The organism is Mycolicibacterium llatzerense (genome assembly GCF_025331195.1).
Classification (GTDB): domain Bacteria; phylum Actinomycetota; class Actinomycetes; order Mycobacteriales; family Mycobacteriaceae; genus Mycobacterium; species Mycobacterium llatzerense.
In genome coordinates this window covers 777,322-793,796 of the sequence record NZ_LXOV01000012.1, presented here as the reverse complement: position 1 = coordinate 793,796, position 16,475 = coordinate 777,322, and the positions used below count along the sequence as shown (strand labels likewise).

The following is a 16,475-nucleotide window of genomic DNA, read 5'->3' as shown; positions in this document are numbered from 1 at the left end:
ACGGCGGTGGCGGAGCTGACCCCATCACTATCTGGTACAGCCTGGGCTCTGACAGCACCAGCCCTTGGGCATATGCGAGAGCGATGCAAGACCGGCTTGGAGTTCCACTCGGGCAACTCATCTCCGGTGATCTCGGCTCGGATCTTGACCCGATCCCACCTCAACGCTGGACACAAGTAAAGCAGCGCAACGGTGAGAAACTCGGGAAATTGATCAGCGAGTTCACGAAGTGAGCGACCGGAGTCACGCTGCTGCGATTCTGCGACCTAGTTCCAGGAGAGTGTCTCGTGAGACATCCAGATTGCGCATAAAGAACGGGTCGCAGATCTCGTCCGTTGGCCCTGGCGCGGTCATCTTCACCATCAGCTCGATGATGTGGCGCGGTGTGCGGAACTGCCCATTCACGCCGGCCGATGCGATCTTGGACAGCAGGTACTCGTACAGGTCGCCGTTGGTATCGCGGTCGGCCATGGGGATGTCGTCGAGCATGTCGACGACCTTCGACAGCAGCGCCGGGGTCGGGATCGTGAAGCGGGCGTCACGCATGTGCTCCGAATACGTCGACCCGTCACCGCCGAGTGCCCGCAGGAACGGGAACACCCCGTCGGCGATGAGGCCGTACATGACGCCGGGCTCGTCGTTCTTGAACCGCGACCACCGCAGGTCCTGCTGATCGGGCCCGAACCGCAGCCCGTCGGACGTGCCCGTTCGCCGAGCTTTGTTCTCGGCGAGAGTCTCCAGATCGTCGAGACGGCGGATGAACAGCAGGTAGGTGATCTGCTCGATCACCTCGATCGGGTTGGAAATCCCACCAGACCAGAACGCATCCCAGACGCGGTCGACCTTGCTCTTCAACTCACCGGTGATCACGGCGCTCCCTCACTCCCCATTCGAACCTGAACAGGACTGTATATACGAGGCCACCGACAACCGCGGAGCATGGGCACGTGGCGCGAGACTGCCGGGGATGTCTGTTCCCTGTGCGATGATCCCGGCACTACGTCCGTTGACACCAGCGAGGATCGAATGGCTCGAGGCGACCACATTTGGGTGACAAGGCCTTTGGGCTACACACACCACGGCATCGACTGCGGTGATGGGACGGTCATTCATTTCACGGGAGAGCCTGGCAAAAAATCCGACGCCTCGGTGTCGCGCACGACGATGGATGAGTTCGCCCTCGATTCGATTGTTCACCTTCGTGAGTACAGCGACAGCGATACACCTGACGTCGTGATCGAACGTGCCGAGTCGAAGCTCGGCAGCCGGGACTACAACGTCGCCACAAACAACTGCGAGCATTTTTCCACTTGGTGCTGCACGGGGCGCACGGCAAGTCAGCAGGTCCGTATGGTGTCCTCATTGACGACGACGGGCGCAGCTGCAGCGACGTCGCTGGGTGCCACGGCAGGTGTAGTCGGGGCGGTTGGCTCGGTCGCTGGTGTCAGCGGTGCCGGGATCATGTCTGGCCTCGCCTCCGCAGGCGGTCTTATCGGCGGCGGGGCGGCGATGGGTCCGGTCGCCTTGGCGTTGGGCCCCGCGGCGGTTTCGATCGGTGCTGTCCAGGTCGGGCTACGCAAGGACGAGAGTCTGCCCGATGAAGAGAACGATGCGCGTCGCGACGGACGCATCGCGTCGGTAGCGGGTGCCGTGGCGGCCGGTGCCGGCGGACTGGCTGCCGTGTCAGCTGCAGGCGTAGCCGGCACAAGTGCAGTGGGGATTTCCAGCGGCCTGGCGGCGATTGGCGGACTCGTCGGCGGCGGCATGGTTGCGGGCACGGTCGCTGTAGCGGCTGCGCCCGCGGTCATTGCTGCGGCGGCAGGGTTCGGAGCGTACGTGGCATCGCGGAAACTTCGCGGGATCAAGCCCACCAAATGGATGCCTTCGGCTCGCGGGGAGTTGAGTGGTTCCGCAGGCGGGGCGTCGGACTCACCCGACGAAGCGTCCTCGGACCTGACGGAGTAGCCAGCTACTCGGTCAGCCACTTCCACGCGCGGTCGAGAAAGTCGTCGTCCGACTTGGACTTACGTTTGGCCTTGGAGTCCAAAGCTTTCGGCGGAGCATCTGCTTCGTGGAGCGGCTCGGCATGCTCCTGGCTGAGTGAGCCTCTGATCTCTATGTACGCGGCAGCGAGTGCGTTGGTCTTGTCCAGTGACGGCGATGGCTCCTGTGGTCGCGCCGCTTCCACGCCGTACAACTGAGCAGCCAGCCGACTCCGGACATCGTCGCGTTGCTCGGCAATGCGTGCCTGGTCGCGCTCGTCCCGCAGTGATTGGTCAATCTGCTCAGCCTTCTCGGCGCATTCTCGGAGGGCCTTTACCCGCGACCGCGACCGGAACTGCAGCTGCTTGACCTTGGTTCGTGCAACGTCGACCATGTCGATATCGGCTGGAGTGGGATCGGGGAGATTGCTGGATTCTTCGATCAGTCGATTGAGTTCCACAGTGGCTCTGGAGTTTTCGCGGATCATGGCCAGATCCTCCGTGAAGTCGAGGTCCTCTGGGTTGCCGAGCCAGCCAGTTGAGGCAGCTTCGGAACGCTTGATCCGACCGATAGCCGCCTGCGCTCCGTCGAGCATGGCCACGCCATTCGGCCCGAGCTCCTTGGTCAGTGCGGCGCGTTCGAGTTCGTGGCGTGACTGCTTTGTCGCCACTGCGGCCTTAAGTGTGCTCTGGTCGCCATCCCTGGTCCGACGGCTCATCACACCGTGCGTGATCACCAGTCCGATTGCCGACACACCGAGTGTTGGCAGCAGTCCAGCGCCGTCGGTGGCGATCCCGACCCCGATCACCGCGATAAAGGCAACAATCCACACGCCGGCCATGATCTGGAACTGACTCAAAGTTTGCTCGACGTCGAAGTTCTGTCCGCGCTTCTTTCGATCCAGTGCGGACGCGATAGCGGTCAGTGCCGAGGCGCCTGCGATGAAGGCAATGAGCGCTAGGACGACGATCACGACCGCAATCACTACGACGAGGCGAAACATTCCGGCGTCCTTTTCTGGTTGGTTGCTGTGGATGCTAGTTGAGCTGGCCGACATGTCTGGCCGAGCGATGCGCAGCGGGGGAGTTGCGTGGACGCAGACAAGCGACTGGGTCAGTGGTGTGGCCGCGGCAGCGAATCCGGGACTCAAGAGGGTGCGCCGTAGCTGGTGTTTCATTGGCTCAAGCGCAAGCTTATTGCCTGGTGTTGTACGTGTACGTACAATTTGTCATGCCCACGATCAGCGCGAGCACCGCGCGCGAGACCCTTCCGGCGCAGCTCGATCGCGTAGAGAGGGGGGAAGAGGTCGCGATCACCCGGCACGGGCGCGTCGTCGCCGTGCTGGTGAGTCCTGATGTGCTCAAGGCGCGCCGCGCTTCGGGGGTCTGGAATGAAGCCGATCGCATCGATGAGCTGCTCCAGACGGCCCGATCGGAGCCACTCCGCGGTCCGGCGCTTGAACCTGATCGTGCGGACGAACTCGTCAAGGCGGTGCGCCGCGGTCGTAGCGGTCGATGAGACCAAAGACCGCCTTCGACGCCGATGTGTTGATCTACGCGGCGGCCAAAGACCATCCACTTGGCATCAGGGTTGCCGCGCTGTTCGCCGATGCCGATGCCGATGCCGACGAAACGGTAGGTGTCGGCTCCGTTCTGCTGCTTACTGAGGTCCTGGCGAAGCCGATGCGGGATGACCCGGACTCTGATGAATGCGCAGCACTCGTGAGCCTGCTGAGTCGACTGGAGCTACGGCCATTTGACGCGCCCACCGCACGCGTGTCCCTCGCGTTCGCGGTGTCCTATGGTCTGCGCGCTGCGGACGCGGCGCACCTGGCAACCGCAGTCGCAGCGGGGGCTGATCGCTTTCTGACCAACAACCGCAAGGACTTTCCGCAGTCAATCGCGGAGATCGACATCGTGTATCCCGACGAGTTGCCGGCCGACGAACGTACATGACGTTGGACTTGCGCTAGTCCCCGTCCTCACTGTCGACCTTGCCCCTGATCTCCGCGTATGCCTCGGCAAGAGCGGTGATCTTGTCCACCGACGACGACGGCGTCTCCGACGGCGCCGCGTCGATGCCGTACAGCTTGGCGGCCATGCGGCTGCGGACGTCGTCGCGCTTTTCGGCGAGTTGTGCCCGCGCGCGATCGTCGCGCAGCGACTGGTCGATCTCCTCGGCCTTGTCGGCACACATCCGCAGGTCGCTGACCCGCTGCCGGGACCGGGCATCCAGTTGCCGCGCCTTCGTCCGGGCGTCGTCCAGCATCGCGAGATCGTCTGAGTCGGGGTCGGCAAGTTCGCTGAGCTCTTTGATCAGGCCGTTGAGTTCTATTGTGGCTCGGCAATTTTCGCGGATCGCCGTCAGGTCGCTGGTGAAGTCGAGGTCGTTGCCGAGCCAGCCGCCCGTCGCGGCTTCCGAACGCTCGATCCGATCAATGGCTGCCTGCGCGCCGTCGAGCATCGCGACACCGTCGACTCCGAACTCTTCAGCAAGCCGGGCGTGTTCGGTTTCTTGTGGTGACAGTTCGCGCATGGTCGAAGCGCCGGCTCGACCGCCGATCACGATGTGCGTGATCAACAACCCGATGGCCGCGATGCCAAGGGCGGGCACGAGTGCGATGCCCTCCGTCGCGATGCCGACCGCGATCACCACGACGAAAGACACCAGCCAGGCCTTGGTCATCACGGAGCCACGAGATGGCCGGCCCGGCACTTTCCGGTCGGCCGAGGAGGTGAAGGCCGCCCCGAACGCGGCGCCTCCGACAACCATGACGACGGCGAGGATGACAGTCACGACCACGAGCGGTAGGAGGAGCCGAATCATCCCGATGTCCTTCTCTGATTGATGCTGTCAATCGTAGTTCGGCGGGCCAACTTGCCTCGTTGACGCGGTGCAGGGGCGTCACCATCCCGGCACGCCTAGGCTCAACTCATGCATGCCGAACTCGAAGCCTGGAAGTCCGCCGGCCAGTATTTCGACTACCTCGGATTCGACATCTTCTACCGTCAGGACGGCCTGGAGCTCGGCACTGGTCCGGTGCTCCTGCTCATCCACGGCTACCCGTTCAATTCCTGGGACTGGTCCCTGATCTGGCCGACGCTGGTCGACAAGTTCACGGTGATCGCGCCGGACATGATCGGCATGGGCTTCTCAGCCAAGCCGTCGGCGTACCAGTACTCGGTGCACGACCACGCCGATATGCACGAGGCGCTACTGGCCCATCTCGGCGTGCAGACCGCCCACATCCTGGCCCACGACATCGGGGACTCGGTGTGTCAGGAGCTGCTGGCCCGCAACCGGTTCGGCGATCAGTCGTACGGCAGCCTGAACATCGAATCGATCACCTGGCTCAACGGCGGACTGTTCGTCGAGTCGTACACCCCGCGGCTGCTGCAGAAGGCATTGTCGCGAACTCCGTTGGGCGACATCATCAGTCCGTTGCAGGGCACCCCGTTGTCGAGGCGGCTGGCCGACCCGACCATCAACGAGATGTTTGGCGTCAACACGAAACCGTCGAAGGAACTGATGGACAAGTTCCACGAAATCCTCGACTACAACGACGGCAAGAAGGTCATGCACCAGGTCGGACGCTTCATCAACGATCGCTACACCTACCGCAACCGCTGGGTGCGTGCCATGCGTGAGACGACGATCCCGATGCGGCTGATCGACGGCCCGTCCGACCCGAACTCCGGTGCCCACATGGCCAAGCGCTACCGCGAGGTCATCCCGAACCCTGACGTGGTGATGCTGGCCGACGACATCGCGCACTGGCCTCAGATCGAGGCGCCCGAGGCGGTACTCGAGCACTTCCTGGAGTTCGTCACCCCGATGCTGTGGCGGCCGATCGACCACCGTTGACCCGGCGTCCAGGGCGACGACACGCACTTTGCACGCGCACGTAAGAGCCAGCTGGTTCACTTGCCACATGCGCGTCCACCGCCCGGATCTGGTGGCGCTGCTCGCTGTCCTGTTGATCAGTGCGTGCGACGCGGGCACGCCGACCGTCACGTCGATCGTGTTCGACGGCGAGGCGCACACGATCGACACCGGCAAGGTGGTCTGCACCCGGCAACTCGCCGGCGGCGGCTTGGTCATCCTGGCCCAGGGCAAGACGGGTCAGCTGGTTCGGATCCAGCTCACCCAGGTCGGCCGCGTCGTCGTGCAGAAGGTGGGCTTGCGGGACGGCGACGTGACGGGTTTCATCGCCGACCCGCAAGAGGTCACCGGAATCAAAGTCGACGACACCTACACCGTCAGCGGGCGCATGCCGCCGAATCCGGGTGAGTCCCAATGGCATACGTTCAGAATCCAGACCACCTGCCCCGGCTACCAGGACGCGCATCCGCATGACACCGTCCCGGCGATCGGTGCCCCGTGATTGGTTGAGCCTGCGCCAGGGGTGCGACCTTCTTGAACTCTTGCGCCCTGGGTACAGGGTGAACGCACACCTAACCCAACGCAGTAGCCAAGACCGGGCCACAGAGCTCGCGCTGCCACGGGCGGGCGCCGGCGGCAGCCAGGAACTCCTCGACCGCAGCAGGGACGTCAGTCACGGGCTGCCAATCCCAGCACAGCCGCCGCACGGTCTCCGGCGTCACCAAGTTCTCGGAAGGCACCGAAACCTCTTCGGACAGTTCGGAGAGCCCGCCGCGGCACGCTTCCAGCCGCTCGAACGCCTCGGGTTTGCGACGCGACCACCGGGCCGGTGGCGGCAGCCCGTTGTTCGGCTCCGAAGCGGGGGGATCGGCCTCGCGGGCCCGGGCCAGCGCGTCGAGCCACACCTGTGCACTGCGCTTCTGCCGCGAGCCGCCGAAAATCGGTAGCGCCGTGAGCTTTTCGATGGTGTCGGGATTGGCGACGGCGGCCGAGATGATCGCCGAGTCGGGCAGGATGCGGCCGGGCGCGATGTCCCGCCGCTGCGCGATCAAGTCGCGGGTCTGCCACAGCTCGCGCACCGCGGCCAGCGCCTGGCCGTTGCGAACCTTGTGGATGCCCGACGTCCGCCGCCACCGGTCGCGCCGGGTCGGGCTGGGTTCGACGGTCCGCATGTGCTCGAATTCCTGTGCGGCCCATCCGGTCTTGCCCTGCGACTCCAGCTCCGCAGCCACTGCGGCGCGCAACTCCAGCAGCACCTCGACGTCCAGCGCTGCGTAGTTCAGCCAGTCCGCGGGCAACGGGCGCTTGGACCAGTCGGCGGCGCCGTGGCCCTTCTTCAAGCCCAGACCAAGAAGCCGCTGCACCATGGCCGCCAGGTTGACTCGGTCATAGCCGGCCAGCCGGCCGCCCAATTCGGTGTCGTACAGCGACGGCGGCGTCATGCCCAGCTCGGCCAGGCACGGCAGATCCTGGTCGGCCGCGTGCAGAATCCACTCGTCGGAATTCACGACCTCGGCCACCGGCGCCAGCGCCTTCAGCGGGTCGATGCCGTGGCTGACGGGGTCGATCAGCACCGTGCCCGCACCGGCGCGGCGAATCTGGATCAGGTAGGCCCGGTTGGAGTACCGGAAGCCAGATGCCCGCTCGGCGTCGATGGCGAACGCGCCGTGCCCGGACGCCAAAAGCTCGCCGGCACGGGCGATGTCGCTCGCATAGATGGCAACAGCGGGCACGCCGTCGGCGGGCGCCAGCAGGGGAGTGACGTCGGGATCGTCGGCAACTTCGTCGGCGACGGTCCCGTCAGGATCAGGTTCAGTCATGCGGTCACGCGCGCGTGCGCGAACCCAGATCGGTCACGCCGGCAGGCGGCAAGCCGGCGGCGTGTTCGAGCACCTCGCAGAAGGCCTGCACGTGCGGTCCCAGCTCCAGTGACGTCGCGGTCCACGACGCGCGCAGCTCGAGCTGGTGGGCCCGCGGCGGGCCGGAGATGTCGCCGTAGCGCACCGACGTCGTCGCGGTGACGGTGCCGCCCAATGCGGTGACGCCGTCGGCGTGCGACTCGAGCGCATCGACCAGCCAGCTCCACGCCACCTCGGGCAGCAGCGGGTCGACGGCTTCAGTGGAGTCCAGGTCGGCCTGGATGTAGGCGACGAGACGCATGGTGCCGTCCCATGCTTCAGCGCCTTCGGGATCGTGCAGCAGGATCAGACGTCCGAAGGCATCGCCCTCCGAGCTCTCCGGGACGACGGAGGCGTCAGGATGACGTACCTCTGCGCCCAGCGCGTAGCTGAAGGGAGCCAGCCGCTGCGGCGGACGGATCGGGCCGAGTTCGATCTCCTGGCGCACGGTGGCGGCGTTCATTGCCGCAACAGCAGTGCGGAACTGGGCCGGCTCGGCGGAGGTCACATTCTGGGACGCTAGCCCGATCCGGCCGGTCGCGTAAGCAGGCGCGCCGATAGCCCAACATTTGGCTGCACGACAGGGTATAAGCGATCGATCCGGGCATGGCAGCATTAGCAGTGATGAGCACCCGTCGTGAACTGCCGCAATCGCCCTATCTGGCTGCCGCCAACGGCCGCACCCCGGACCGGACCCCGGTGTGGATGATGCGGCAGGCCGGCCGGTCCCTGCCCGAGTACCGCGCCCTGCGCGCCACCCACACCATGCTCTCGGCGTGTTTCAACCCCGAGCTGGTCTGCGAGATCACCATGCAGCCGGTGCGCCGCCACGGCGTCGACGCCGCCATTTTGTTCTCGGACATCGTGGTGCCGCTCAAGGCCGCCGGGATCGATCTGGACATCGTGCCCGACGTCGGCCCGGTGATCGCCAACCCGATCCGCACCCCGGACGACGTCGAGGGCATCAAGCCGCTCGAACCGCATCAGGTGGCGCCGGTCGCGGAGGCCATCGGTCTGCTCACCAAGGAACTGGGTGACGTGCCGCTGATCGGTTTCGCGGGCGCACCGTTCACGCTGGCGTCGTACCTCGTGGAGGGCGGTCCGAGCCGCAACCACGAGAAGACCAAGGCCATGATGCTCGGCGAATCCGCGACGTGGCACGACCTGATGGAGAAGCTGACCGACCTCACCATCGAGTTCCTGCGCGCGCAGCTGGCCGCCGGCGTCGACGCGATCCAGCTGTTCGACTCCTGGGCCGGCACCCTGTCGCTTGCCGACTACCGGGACTACGTGTTCCCGCACAGCTCCCGCATCTTCGCCTCGCTGAAAGACGAAGGCGTCCCGATGACGCACTTCGGCGTCGGCACCGCCGAGCTGCTGGGTGCCATGGGCGAGGCCGGGGCGACGGTCGTCGGCGTCGACTGGCGCACGAACCTCGTCGATGCCGCGGGTCGGGTCGGCCCGGGCAAGGCGCTGCAGGGCAACCTCGATCCGGTCGTGCTGCTGGCCGGCTGGCGCGTGGTCGACGACGCCGTCCGCCAGGTCGTCGCGGACGGGCGCCGGGCCGTGGAGGCTGGTGCCGCCGGGCACATCTTCAACCTGGGTCACGGCGTGCTGCCGTCGACCGATCCCGGTGTGGTCACCGAAGCGGTGGCGCTGGCCCACTCGCTGTGAGTCTGTAGATGAGCAAGACGTATTGCGTTGTCGGCGGCGGCATTTCGGGTCTGGTCGCGGCGTACCGGCTGCGCCAGGCCGACCCGGCGGCACGCATCACCGTCTTCGATCCGGCGGACCGGCTGGGTGGTGTGCTCCGCACCGAACGGCTCGCCGGCCAGTCCATGGACGTCGGCGCCGAGGCCTTCGTGGCCCGTCGGCCCGAGGTCACGTCACTGCTGCAAGAACTGGGCCTGCGGCAGATCGGTACCACCGGTGTCCGTCCGCTGATCTGCAGCGGCGGCCGCCTGCACCCGATGCCCGACGGCACCATGCAGGGCATCCCCGGGCCGGGCGCCAACCTGCGTGGGCTGGTCGACGACGCGACGCTGGCCCAGATCGCGAGCGAGCCGACCCGGCCGCTGCACTGGCAGCTCGACGCCGACCCCAACGTCGCGCAACTGGTCGGTGATCGGTTCGGCACCCAGGTGGTGACCCGGTCCGTCGACCCGCTGTTGGCCGGCGTCTATGCCGGCTCGGCCAAGACCATCGGCATTCGCTCAGCCATCCCGGCACTGGCCGCCGCGCTGGATCGCGGTGCCCCGAGCCTGACCGCCGCCGTCGCCTCGGTGCTGTCGGCGGCCCCACAGACAAGCACGCCGAGCCCTTCGGTCTTCGGTGCCGTCGACGGCGGCTACACCGTCCTGGTCGACGAACTGGTGCGGCGCACCGCGGCCCAGTGGGCGCAGGTCGCCGTCGAAGGGCTGACCCCGGTCGGCCGCGCCTGGCAACTGCGCGACGACGAAGGCAAGTACTGGTCGGCCGACGCGGTGGTGCTGGCGCTGCCGGCACCACGAGTGGCCAAGCTGCTCGCCGACATCGCGCCGGGCAGTGCGGCGATGGCCCGGCTGATCCCGGTCGCTTCGGCGGCAGTCGTCGCCCTGGCGCTGCCGGGTGGCACGCCGCTGCCGCAGCAGTCGGGGGTCCTGATGGCCGCGGGAGAATCGTTGCACGCCAAGGCGATCACCCTCACGTCGCGCAAGTGGGGCCGCGGCGGCAACGTGGAGTTGCTGCGGCTGTCGTTCGGCCGGTTCGGTGACGACCTCGCGCGCAACGTCGGCGACGACCGGCTGCTGGCGTGGTCGCTGGAGGACCTGCGGACGCTGTTCGGCATCACTGCCGAGCCGGTGGATTACCTGGTGCAGCGCTGGATCGACGCCATGCCGCAGTACGGTCCGGGCCACCTCGAGCTGGTCGAGGAGTTGCGGGCCGGCCTGCCCGCGGGGCTGGCCGTCGCGGGTGGGTATCTGGATGGGATCGGGGTGCCGGCGTGCGTCGCGTCGGGAACCCGGGCGGCCCATGAGGTGGTCGGCGGCGGCCTTCCGCGATAAGGCACGATAGAGCCATGGCCAAGCTCGACTACGACGCCCTCAACGCGGTGACCAGGTACATGATGATCTCGGTCTTCGCCGTGCAGCCGGATGAGCTGCCCGCGGACGAGAAGTCGCGGGCCGCCATCGCCGCGGACACCGCCGCGTACCTCAAGAAGCGCGAGGACGCGGGCGTCGTGGTCCGCGGGCTCTACGACGTCGCGGGCTTCCGGGCCGACGCCGACTTCATGATGTGGACCCACGCCGAACGCGTCGAGGACCTGCAGGCCACCTACACCGGCTTCCGTCGTACCGCGCTCGGCGCCGCCACCGAACCGGTGTGGAGCGTCGTCGCGCTGCACCGTCCGGCCGAGTTCAACAAGAGCCACCTGCCGGCGTTCATCGCGGGCGAAGACCCGGGCGACTACGTCTGCGTCTACCCGTTCGTGCGGTCGCTGGACTGGTACCTGCTGGCCGACGAGGACCGCCGCCGGATGCTCGTCGAGCACGGCATGGCCGGCCGCGAATACCCCGACGTGCGCGCCAACACCGTCCCGGCGTTCGCGCTCGGCGACTACGAGTGGATCCTGGCCTTCGAAGGTCCGGACCTGGCCCGCATCGTCGAGCTGATGTGGAAGCTGCGCTACACCGACGCGCGCCGCCACGTCCGCGAGGAGACCCCGTTCTTCACCGGTCCGCGGGTCGGCATCGAGCAGTTGGTCGCCAACCTTCCGTAGCGGCTCTAGCCGGTATCGCCGGCCTTGCCGTCGCTTGCCGCCATGATTCGGCGGTGCAATTCCGTTGTGAGTACGTGGATTTGACGGGTCAGGTCGGTGTTGGTCTTCAGTTCGAGTTCTTGTGTCTCGAAGTCGTGATCGGCCTTGACTCGCTGGAATTCGGCCTGCCGGTTCTGCCCGATCATCACGAACGTCGACAGGAAGATCGCCTCGAGGGAGACCACCAGGGTCAGCGTGGGCCACGGGTTGCGTTCGAAGAAGATCATCCACGCCGCGAACACCACGGCGTGGATGTAGACGAAGCTCATCGACCCGGCGAACGCGGTGATCTGGTCGGCCACCCGTAGTTGCCGGCTCTGACTTCGCTTGATCGCCTGCTGGACCACGACCGGGTGGTGGCTGGTGGTGCCATTCCGCAATCGGTGCTGGATCAGCTGAACAAGGTCGTCGCGGGGCAGGCTCATGTTCGCTCCTGGGTGTGATCAATGGTTACGACGAAAACGTTGCTATCGCGTCACCGCAGCACCGGTCAACCGACTGCGGTGCCGAATAACAGCCCCAGCAGGTAGGTCACCGCGGCGGCGCCGTAGCCGATCATCAACTGGCGCAACGCCCGTCGCAGCGGCGGTCCGCCGGAGAGCAAGCCGACGACCATGCCCGTGGTGAGCAACGCCAGCCCGACCAGCAGGGCGGACACGACGACGGCCGTGATGCCGGTGAGCCCGAACAGGTAGGGCAGCACGGGGATCAGCGCCCCGGACGCGAAGAACATGAAGCTGGACGCGGCCGCCTGCAGCCCGGTGCCGACGGCTTCGTGCTTCTCGGTCGACACCTCGCCCAGTGGCGAGTCGGCCAGTGCGCCCGCCCGCAGGCTCGCGAACACGTCGGAGGCGCGGTCTGCGGCCGCTTCCGGGCTCATCCCGCGGGCGCGGTACACCAGCTCCAATTCGTTGGCGTCGACGTCGAGCGCGCGCACGGCGGTGCCGGCCGTGGCGCTGGGCGTCGAGGCCTCCAGCAGTTCGAGCTGGGAGTTGACGGACACGTACTCGCCGGCGCCCATGGACAGCGCACCCGCGATCAACCCGGCCAGCCCGGTGGCCAGGATCGTGGCGCTCGATACCCCGGTGGCGCCGATACCCAGCACCAGCGCCAGATTGCTGACCAGCCCGTCGTTGGCGCCGAACACCGCGGCGCGGAAGCTGCCGGACAGCTGGTCGCGGCCGCGGCTGGCGAGGGCGCGGACGACCTCCATGTGGATGCGTTCGTCGGCGGCCATGGTGGGTGTGGCGTCGACATCGGTGTCGTACTCCGAGCGTGCTTCGGCCCGTTGCGCCAGGGCCAGCGTGAACACCGATCCGAGATGACGGGCCAGGAACCCGAGGGCCCGGGTCCGCAGATCGGGCCGGTGGGGTTTGCCGACCTGATCGCCGAGCAGTGTCAGCCAGTGCTTCTCGTGTCGGCCTTCCGCGGTGGCCAGTTCCAGCAGGATGTCGCGTTCGGCGCCCTCACGGCGCTGCGCCAGATCCCGGTAGACGGCAGCCTCGGCACGTTCGTTGGCCAGGTGCTGTCGCCACCGACGCAGCTGCGCGTCGGTGGGCTGCGCGACCACGTGTCAGCTCTCGGCCGGGACCAGGCGAAGCGAGATCGAGTTGATGCAGTAGCGCTGGTCGGTCGGCGTGGGGTAGCCCTCGCCCTCGAAGACGTGCCCGAGGTGGCTGTGGCAGTTGGCGCACAGCACCTCGACGCGCCGCATGCCGAGGGTGTTGTCGGCCCGCAGGATCACTGCGTCCGAGTCGGCCGGGTCGAAGAACGACGGCCAGCCGCAATGGGATTCGAACTTCTCGGTGCTGCGGAACAGCTCGGCACCGCAGGCCCGGCATTGGTAGATGCCCTCGGTCTTGGTGTCGGTGTATTCGCCGACGAACGGGCGTTCCGTCCCGGCTTCACGCAGCACGTGGAATTCCTCGGCCGAGAGTTTCTGGCGCCACTGGGAGTCGGAGAGTTCAACCTTCGGCGGCGGGATGCTCATGCGCTCACGCTACCCGCGGCCGGCGCGGTGGGCTCGGACTTGCGCTCGGATTCCGTCAGCCACAACGGGTCGATGCCCTGGTCCAGCCGGCCGTCCTTCTTGGCGTCGAGGTAGCGGAAGTACAGCACGCAGAACACCACGACCAGCATCAGCGACCAGCCGTAGGTGATCTTGATGTATTCGAGGAACCGGCCGGTGGTCGGCCAGCGCCACATGAGCCAGCGGTCCATGGTGAGGAAGCCGTACACCGCGAGCCAGGCCGGCCAGCTGCGGATCGTCGAGCGCGGCAGCACGACCGTCATCAGGAACGGGAACAGCATCATCGAGTAGTAGCCCTGCGCCAGCGACAGCACCAGCCACGAGGCGATCAGCAGGACGCCCGACGACGTCAGCATCCAGAACAGCTGGTCGCGCTCGCGGTAGTAGCGGTACAGCAGCCACAGGCTGGCCGCGGCCAGCAGCACGAAGGCGACGCGCAGCGCCATGATCAGCCACATGGGCAGCCCGTAGTAGATGCCGTTGCCCAGGAGCGAACTGTTGAAGTAGTCGCGGGTCTGGAAGATGTACGGCACGGTGTTGCGCACGAAGCCCATGGGGTCCGCCGACAGCGGCCAGGCCACCGCGTTGAAGACGACGGGCACCGCGAACGCGGCGACCAGCGCCCGCCACTGCCGGTTGAGCAGCGGCAGCAGCAGTAGGACGCCCAGCAGCGGCTTGAGCACCAGCGTCAGGCCGATCGCGGCTCCGGCCAACCACTCGTGGTTCTTCTTGCCGTCCAGCAGCCAGGTGAAGAACAACACCTCGGCCAGCAGGATGCAGCCGTTCACGTTGGTGAAAACCAAAGTGTTGGTGACCGATTCGGTGCAGTACATGGCCAGCAGCAGAGCGGGCAACGCCACCGACGTCAGCGAGAACTTGAACAGCCGTACCAGAAGGCAGGCGGCGATGATGATCGCCACGGAGTTGATCGCGACGAACCAGAACCGCGACGCGAACTCCGGCAGAAAGCCGAACGGCGACAGCAGCAGCGTGCCGCCGGGCGGGTACAGGTAGTGCGGGTCGACGTAGTTGAAGTGCTCGTTGTAGATGGCCCAGTGCCGCCGGAAGTTCGACACCGCGCGGTACACCGGACCGAAGTCGTCGGTGATGTAGCCGTTGGTCGTCAGCACGTAACTGCGGTGGATGATCGACACGATCGCGATGGGCCACAGTGCATTGCGAACGATATCCGCGGTGCTCTGCGGGCCGGTGCGGGGACCGAAGACGCTCAGGAGCGAGAGAGGGCGCGTCACCACCGAACCCTATAACGGGGCGTCGGACCGCCTGGTTAGGCCGGGCAGAACGTGTCGGTCTCCGGCAGCTTGCCGGTGTTCAGGTACGCCTGCACCGGCGGCAGGGCGCATCCCGTGTAGACGATGGTGCCGTGGCCGGTGCCCTGCCACATCACGCGACGGCTGTTGTTGCCCGCGTTGATCGCCATGGCCGCGACAGCCGCGACGCCGTCGCCACCGACGATCGCGTCGTTATGGGTGCCCAGTAACAGGATCGGCACCTTCAGGTCCTTGGGGGGCGCGGGCGCGGGGCTGCTGGGCCAGCTCAGGCACGGTGCCAGGCTGAGCGCCCCGACGGCGCCGAACTGCGGGTATTTCTTGGGCCAGGCCACCAGCAGCTCGCGGACGCGGTCCGGCGTGGGCCGGTTGATGGAGTCGTCGCACCGGTTGACGAACTGACCGTCGGACTGGCGCGTCTCCTCGGCCGTCGTGCTGAGTGCGTTGAGCGCGGTTGCGTCGCCGCTGCGGGCGGCGGCCAGCGCACCGGCGAGGGACAGTGTGTTGGCCAGTCCGTCGCCGCGCGGGTAGCCCAGCGCGGTGGTGATGGACTCGACCAGCCCGGCCGTCGAGGCGCCGCCGGCACCGCGTCCGGCGCGTGCGTCGGCCAGCATGCCGTCGATGGCGCCCTTGGGATCCGGGCCGAGCGGGCAGTTGTTGGCCACGCACTGTGCGGCGAATGCGTCGAGCGCCGCCTGCTGGCCCTTGATCCGCTGTTCGGCGGTGGCTTCCGCCGAGATGCCCAGCGGCAAGGGGGAGTCCAGCACGAGCCGGGCGACCTTGGTGGGATGCGACGCCGCGTAGGCGAGGGCGACCTGGGCACCGTTGCCGATGCCGAGGACGGCCAGCGCGGGCACGTCCCAGGTGCTGCGCAGCCGCTCCAGGTCCTCGGCCGAGTGCGCGTTGTCGTAGGCCGACTCACCCGGCGCGATGCTGTCGGTGCAGTCGGTGGTGGCCGAGGTGGCGACCTTCGCCAGGTTGGCGACCTGGTCGTCACCCGACAGGAACTGGGCCTGGTCCAGCAGGTCCTGGCGGTCATTGGAGGACACACAGCTCAGCGGTCCGGACATGCCCATACCGCGGCGGTCGACGGCCACGACCGGACGTGTCTTGAGCAGGTCGACGCCGCCGCGCTGCAGCCACACCGGCAGCTGATGCGAGGTCGGGATGTCCGAGCCGGTGGTCATGACGATCGGTCCGGCGTCGGCCGGTGTACTGGCCAGGCGGGCACGGACGACACCGATGCTGACGGTCCCGGAGGAGCCGCCCAGGGAGTCGAGGTCGGCGTCGTAGTCGGAGCAGTCCAGGATGACGCCGGGCACGGCGGGCACTGTCGCATCACCGAACACCCGCGACGTGCACTCGTGCCACGTCAGGTCCTTCTTGGGCACGGAGATCGCGGGTGGACCTTCAGGTGCCTTGGACGTGGTGGCCGCACCCTGCGGGCGGGCACCCGAGTCGGTGACGTACCGGGGGTTGGCGGCCAGCAGCGGAGCGCATCCCGCCACGACCGTCGACAGCACCACGGTCGACAGGCTCAGGGCCGGGAGCAGGTGGCGGCGACGCATGGCCACCACAGTAGCGATGCCCGCAGG

At 67.1% G+C, this 16,475-nt stretch carries 18 protein-coding genes; 8 read left to right on the top strand and 10 right to left on the bottom strand.

The features are described 5' to 3' along the window. Positions 1-243 precede the first annotated feature (243 nt). Positions 244-870, bottom strand: coding sequence for a type I restriction-modification system subunit M N-terminal domain-containing protein (locus tag A7G45_RS18730; RefSeq protein ID WP_407667537.1), 627 nt, complete (start codon positions 868-870; stop codon positions 244-246). 69 nt (positions 871-939) lie between these two features. Here A7G45_RS18730 and A7G45_RS18725 point away from each other — a divergent pair, with 69 nt between their 5' ends. After that, complete coding sequence (locus tag A7G45_RS18725; protein ID WP_260939324.1) at positions 940-1,965, top strand: lecithin retinol acyltransferase family protein; 1,026 nt, start codon at positions 940-942, stop codon at positions 1,963-1,965. Positions 1,966-1,969: 4 nt separating this feature from the next. Here the strand turns inward: A7G45_RS18725 and A7G45_RS18720 are convergent, their stop codons facing one another. Continuing rightward, positions 1,970-2,986: a hypothetical protein gene (locus A7G45_RS18720; RefSeq protein ID WP_260939322.1), complete on the bottom strand. Its 1,017-nt coding sequence runs from the start codon at positions 2,984-2,986 to the stop codon at positions 1,970-1,972. 227 nt (positions 2,987-3,213) lie between these two features. Between A7G45_RS18720 and A7G45_RS18715 the strand changes: the two genes are divergently transcribed. Together A7G45_RS18715 and A7G45_RS18710 are read left to right on the top strand one after the other, a co-directional pair. Continuing rightward, on the top strand, positions 3,214-3,501 hold the full coding sequence (locus tag A7G45_RS18715; RefSeq protein ID WP_260939319.1) for a type II toxin-antitoxin system Phd/YefM family antitoxin: 288 nt from the start codon (positions 3,214-3,216) through the stop codon (positions 3,499-3,501). A gap of 26 nt (positions 3,502-3,527) precedes the next feature. Beyond that, a complete protein-coding gene (locus A7G45_RS18710) occupies positions 3,528-3,938 on the top strand; it encodes a PIN domain-containing protein (RefSeq protein WP_260939317.1) in 411 nt (136 codons plus the stop codon). 13 nt (positions 3,939-3,951) lie between these two features. Here the strand turns inward: A7G45_RS18710 and A7G45_RS18705 are convergent, their stop codons facing one another. Continuing rightward, positions 3,952-4,809: a hypothetical protein gene (locus A7G45_RS18705; RefSeq protein ID WP_260939315.1), complete on the bottom strand. Its 858-nt coding sequence runs from the start codon at positions 4,807-4,809 to the stop codon at positions 3,952-3,954. A 108-nt stretch (positions 4,810-4,917) separates the two neighbouring features. On the opposite strand from A7G45_RS18705, the gene A7G45_RS18700 reads away from it, so the two are divergent. Continuing rightward, entirely contained in the window at positions 4,918-5,847 is a 930-nt protein-coding gene (locus tag A7G45_RS18700; protein ID WP_260939313.1) for an alpha/beta fold hydrolase, read from the top strand. Positions 5,848-5,914: 67 nt separating this feature from the next. Next, positions 5,915-6,367 (top strand): lipoprotein LpqH, encoded by a 453-nt coding sequence (locus A7G45_RS18695; protein WP_260939311.1) that lies wholly within the window; start codon positions 5,915-5,917, stop codon positions 6,365-6,367. A 70-nt stretch (positions 6,368-6,437) separates the two neighbouring features. Here A7G45_RS18695 and A7G45_RS18690 read toward each other — a convergent pair whose 3' ends face one another. Beyond that, positions 6,438-7,685 (bottom strand): HRDC domain-containing protein, encoded by a 1,248-nt coding sequence (locus A7G45_RS18690; RefSeq protein WP_260939308.1) that lies wholly within the window; start codon positions 7,683-7,685, stop codon positions 6,438-6,440. Positions 7,686-7,689: 4 nt separating this feature from the next. Next, complete coding sequence (locus A7G45_RS18685) at positions 7,690-8,226, bottom strand: DUF3000 domain-containing protein (protein ID WP_231575647.1); 537 nt, start codon at positions 8,224-8,226, stop codon at positions 7,690-7,692. Positions 8,227-8,387: 161 nt separating this feature from the next. Between A7G45_RS18685 and hemE the strand changes: the two genes are divergently transcribed. The 3 genes from hemE to hemQ are packed head-to-tail and all read left to right on the top strand — an operon-like array spanning position 8,388 to position 11,523. Next, the gene (hemE, locus tag A7G45_RS18680) at positions 8,388-9,437 is read left to right on the top strand and encodes a uroporphyrinogen decarboxylase (protein ID WP_260939304.1); all 1,050 of its coding nucleotides are present in this window, start codon (positions 8,388-8,390) and stop codon (positions 9,435-9,437) included. A gap of 8 nt (positions 9,438-9,445) precedes the next feature. Next, entirely contained in the window at positions 9,446-10,807 is a 1,362-nt protein-coding gene (locus A7G45_RS18675; RefSeq protein ID WP_260939301.1) for a protoporphyrinogen oxidase, read from the top strand. 14 nt (positions 10,808-10,821) lie between these two features. Next, positions 10,822-11,523: a hydrogen peroxide-dependent heme synthase gene (hemQ, locus tag A7G45_RS18670; protein ID WP_043399282.1), complete on the top strand. Its 702-nt coding sequence runs from the start codon at positions 10,822-10,824 to the stop codon at positions 11,521-11,523. 5 nt (positions 11,524-11,528) lie between these two features. Here the strand turns inward: hemQ and A7G45_RS18665 are convergent, their stop codons facing one another. The 5 genes from A7G45_RS18665 to A7G45_RS18645 form a co-directional block, all read right to left on the bottom strand. Continuing rightward, positions 11,529-11,987, bottom strand: coding sequence for a DUF1003 domain-containing protein (locus A7G45_RS18665; protein WP_260939297.1), 459 nt, complete (start codon positions 11,985-11,987; stop codon positions 11,529-11,531). Positions 11,988-12,052: 65 nt separating this feature from the next. After that, positions 12,053-13,132, bottom strand: coding sequence for a VIT1/CCC1 transporter family protein (locus tag A7G45_RS18660; protein ID WP_260939295.1), 1,080 nt, complete (start codon positions 13,130-13,132; stop codon positions 12,053-12,055). 3 nt (positions 13,133-13,135) lie between these two features. Beyond that, complete coding sequence (msrB, locus tag A7G45_RS18655; protein ID WP_043399277.1) at positions 13,136-13,552, bottom strand: peptide-methionine (R)-S-oxide reductase MsrB; 417 nt, start codon at positions 13,550-13,552, stop codon at positions 13,136-13,138. Continuing rightward, on the bottom strand, positions 13,549-14,844 hold the full coding sequence (gene aftC / locus A7G45_RS18650; protein WP_071285397.1) for an arabinofuranan 3-O-arabinosyltransferase: 1,296 nt from the start codon (positions 14,842-14,844) through the stop codon (positions 13,549-13,551). Before aftC ends, msrB begins: the two co-directional genes overlap by 4 nt. Positions 14,845-14,879: 35 nt before the next feature. Next, positions 14,880-16,448, bottom strand: coding sequence for an alpha/beta fold hydrolase (locus A7G45_RS18645; RefSeq protein ID WP_260939293.1), 1,569 nt, complete (start codon positions 16,446-16,448; stop codon positions 14,880-14,882). Positions 16,449-16,475 lie beyond the last annotated feature (27 nt).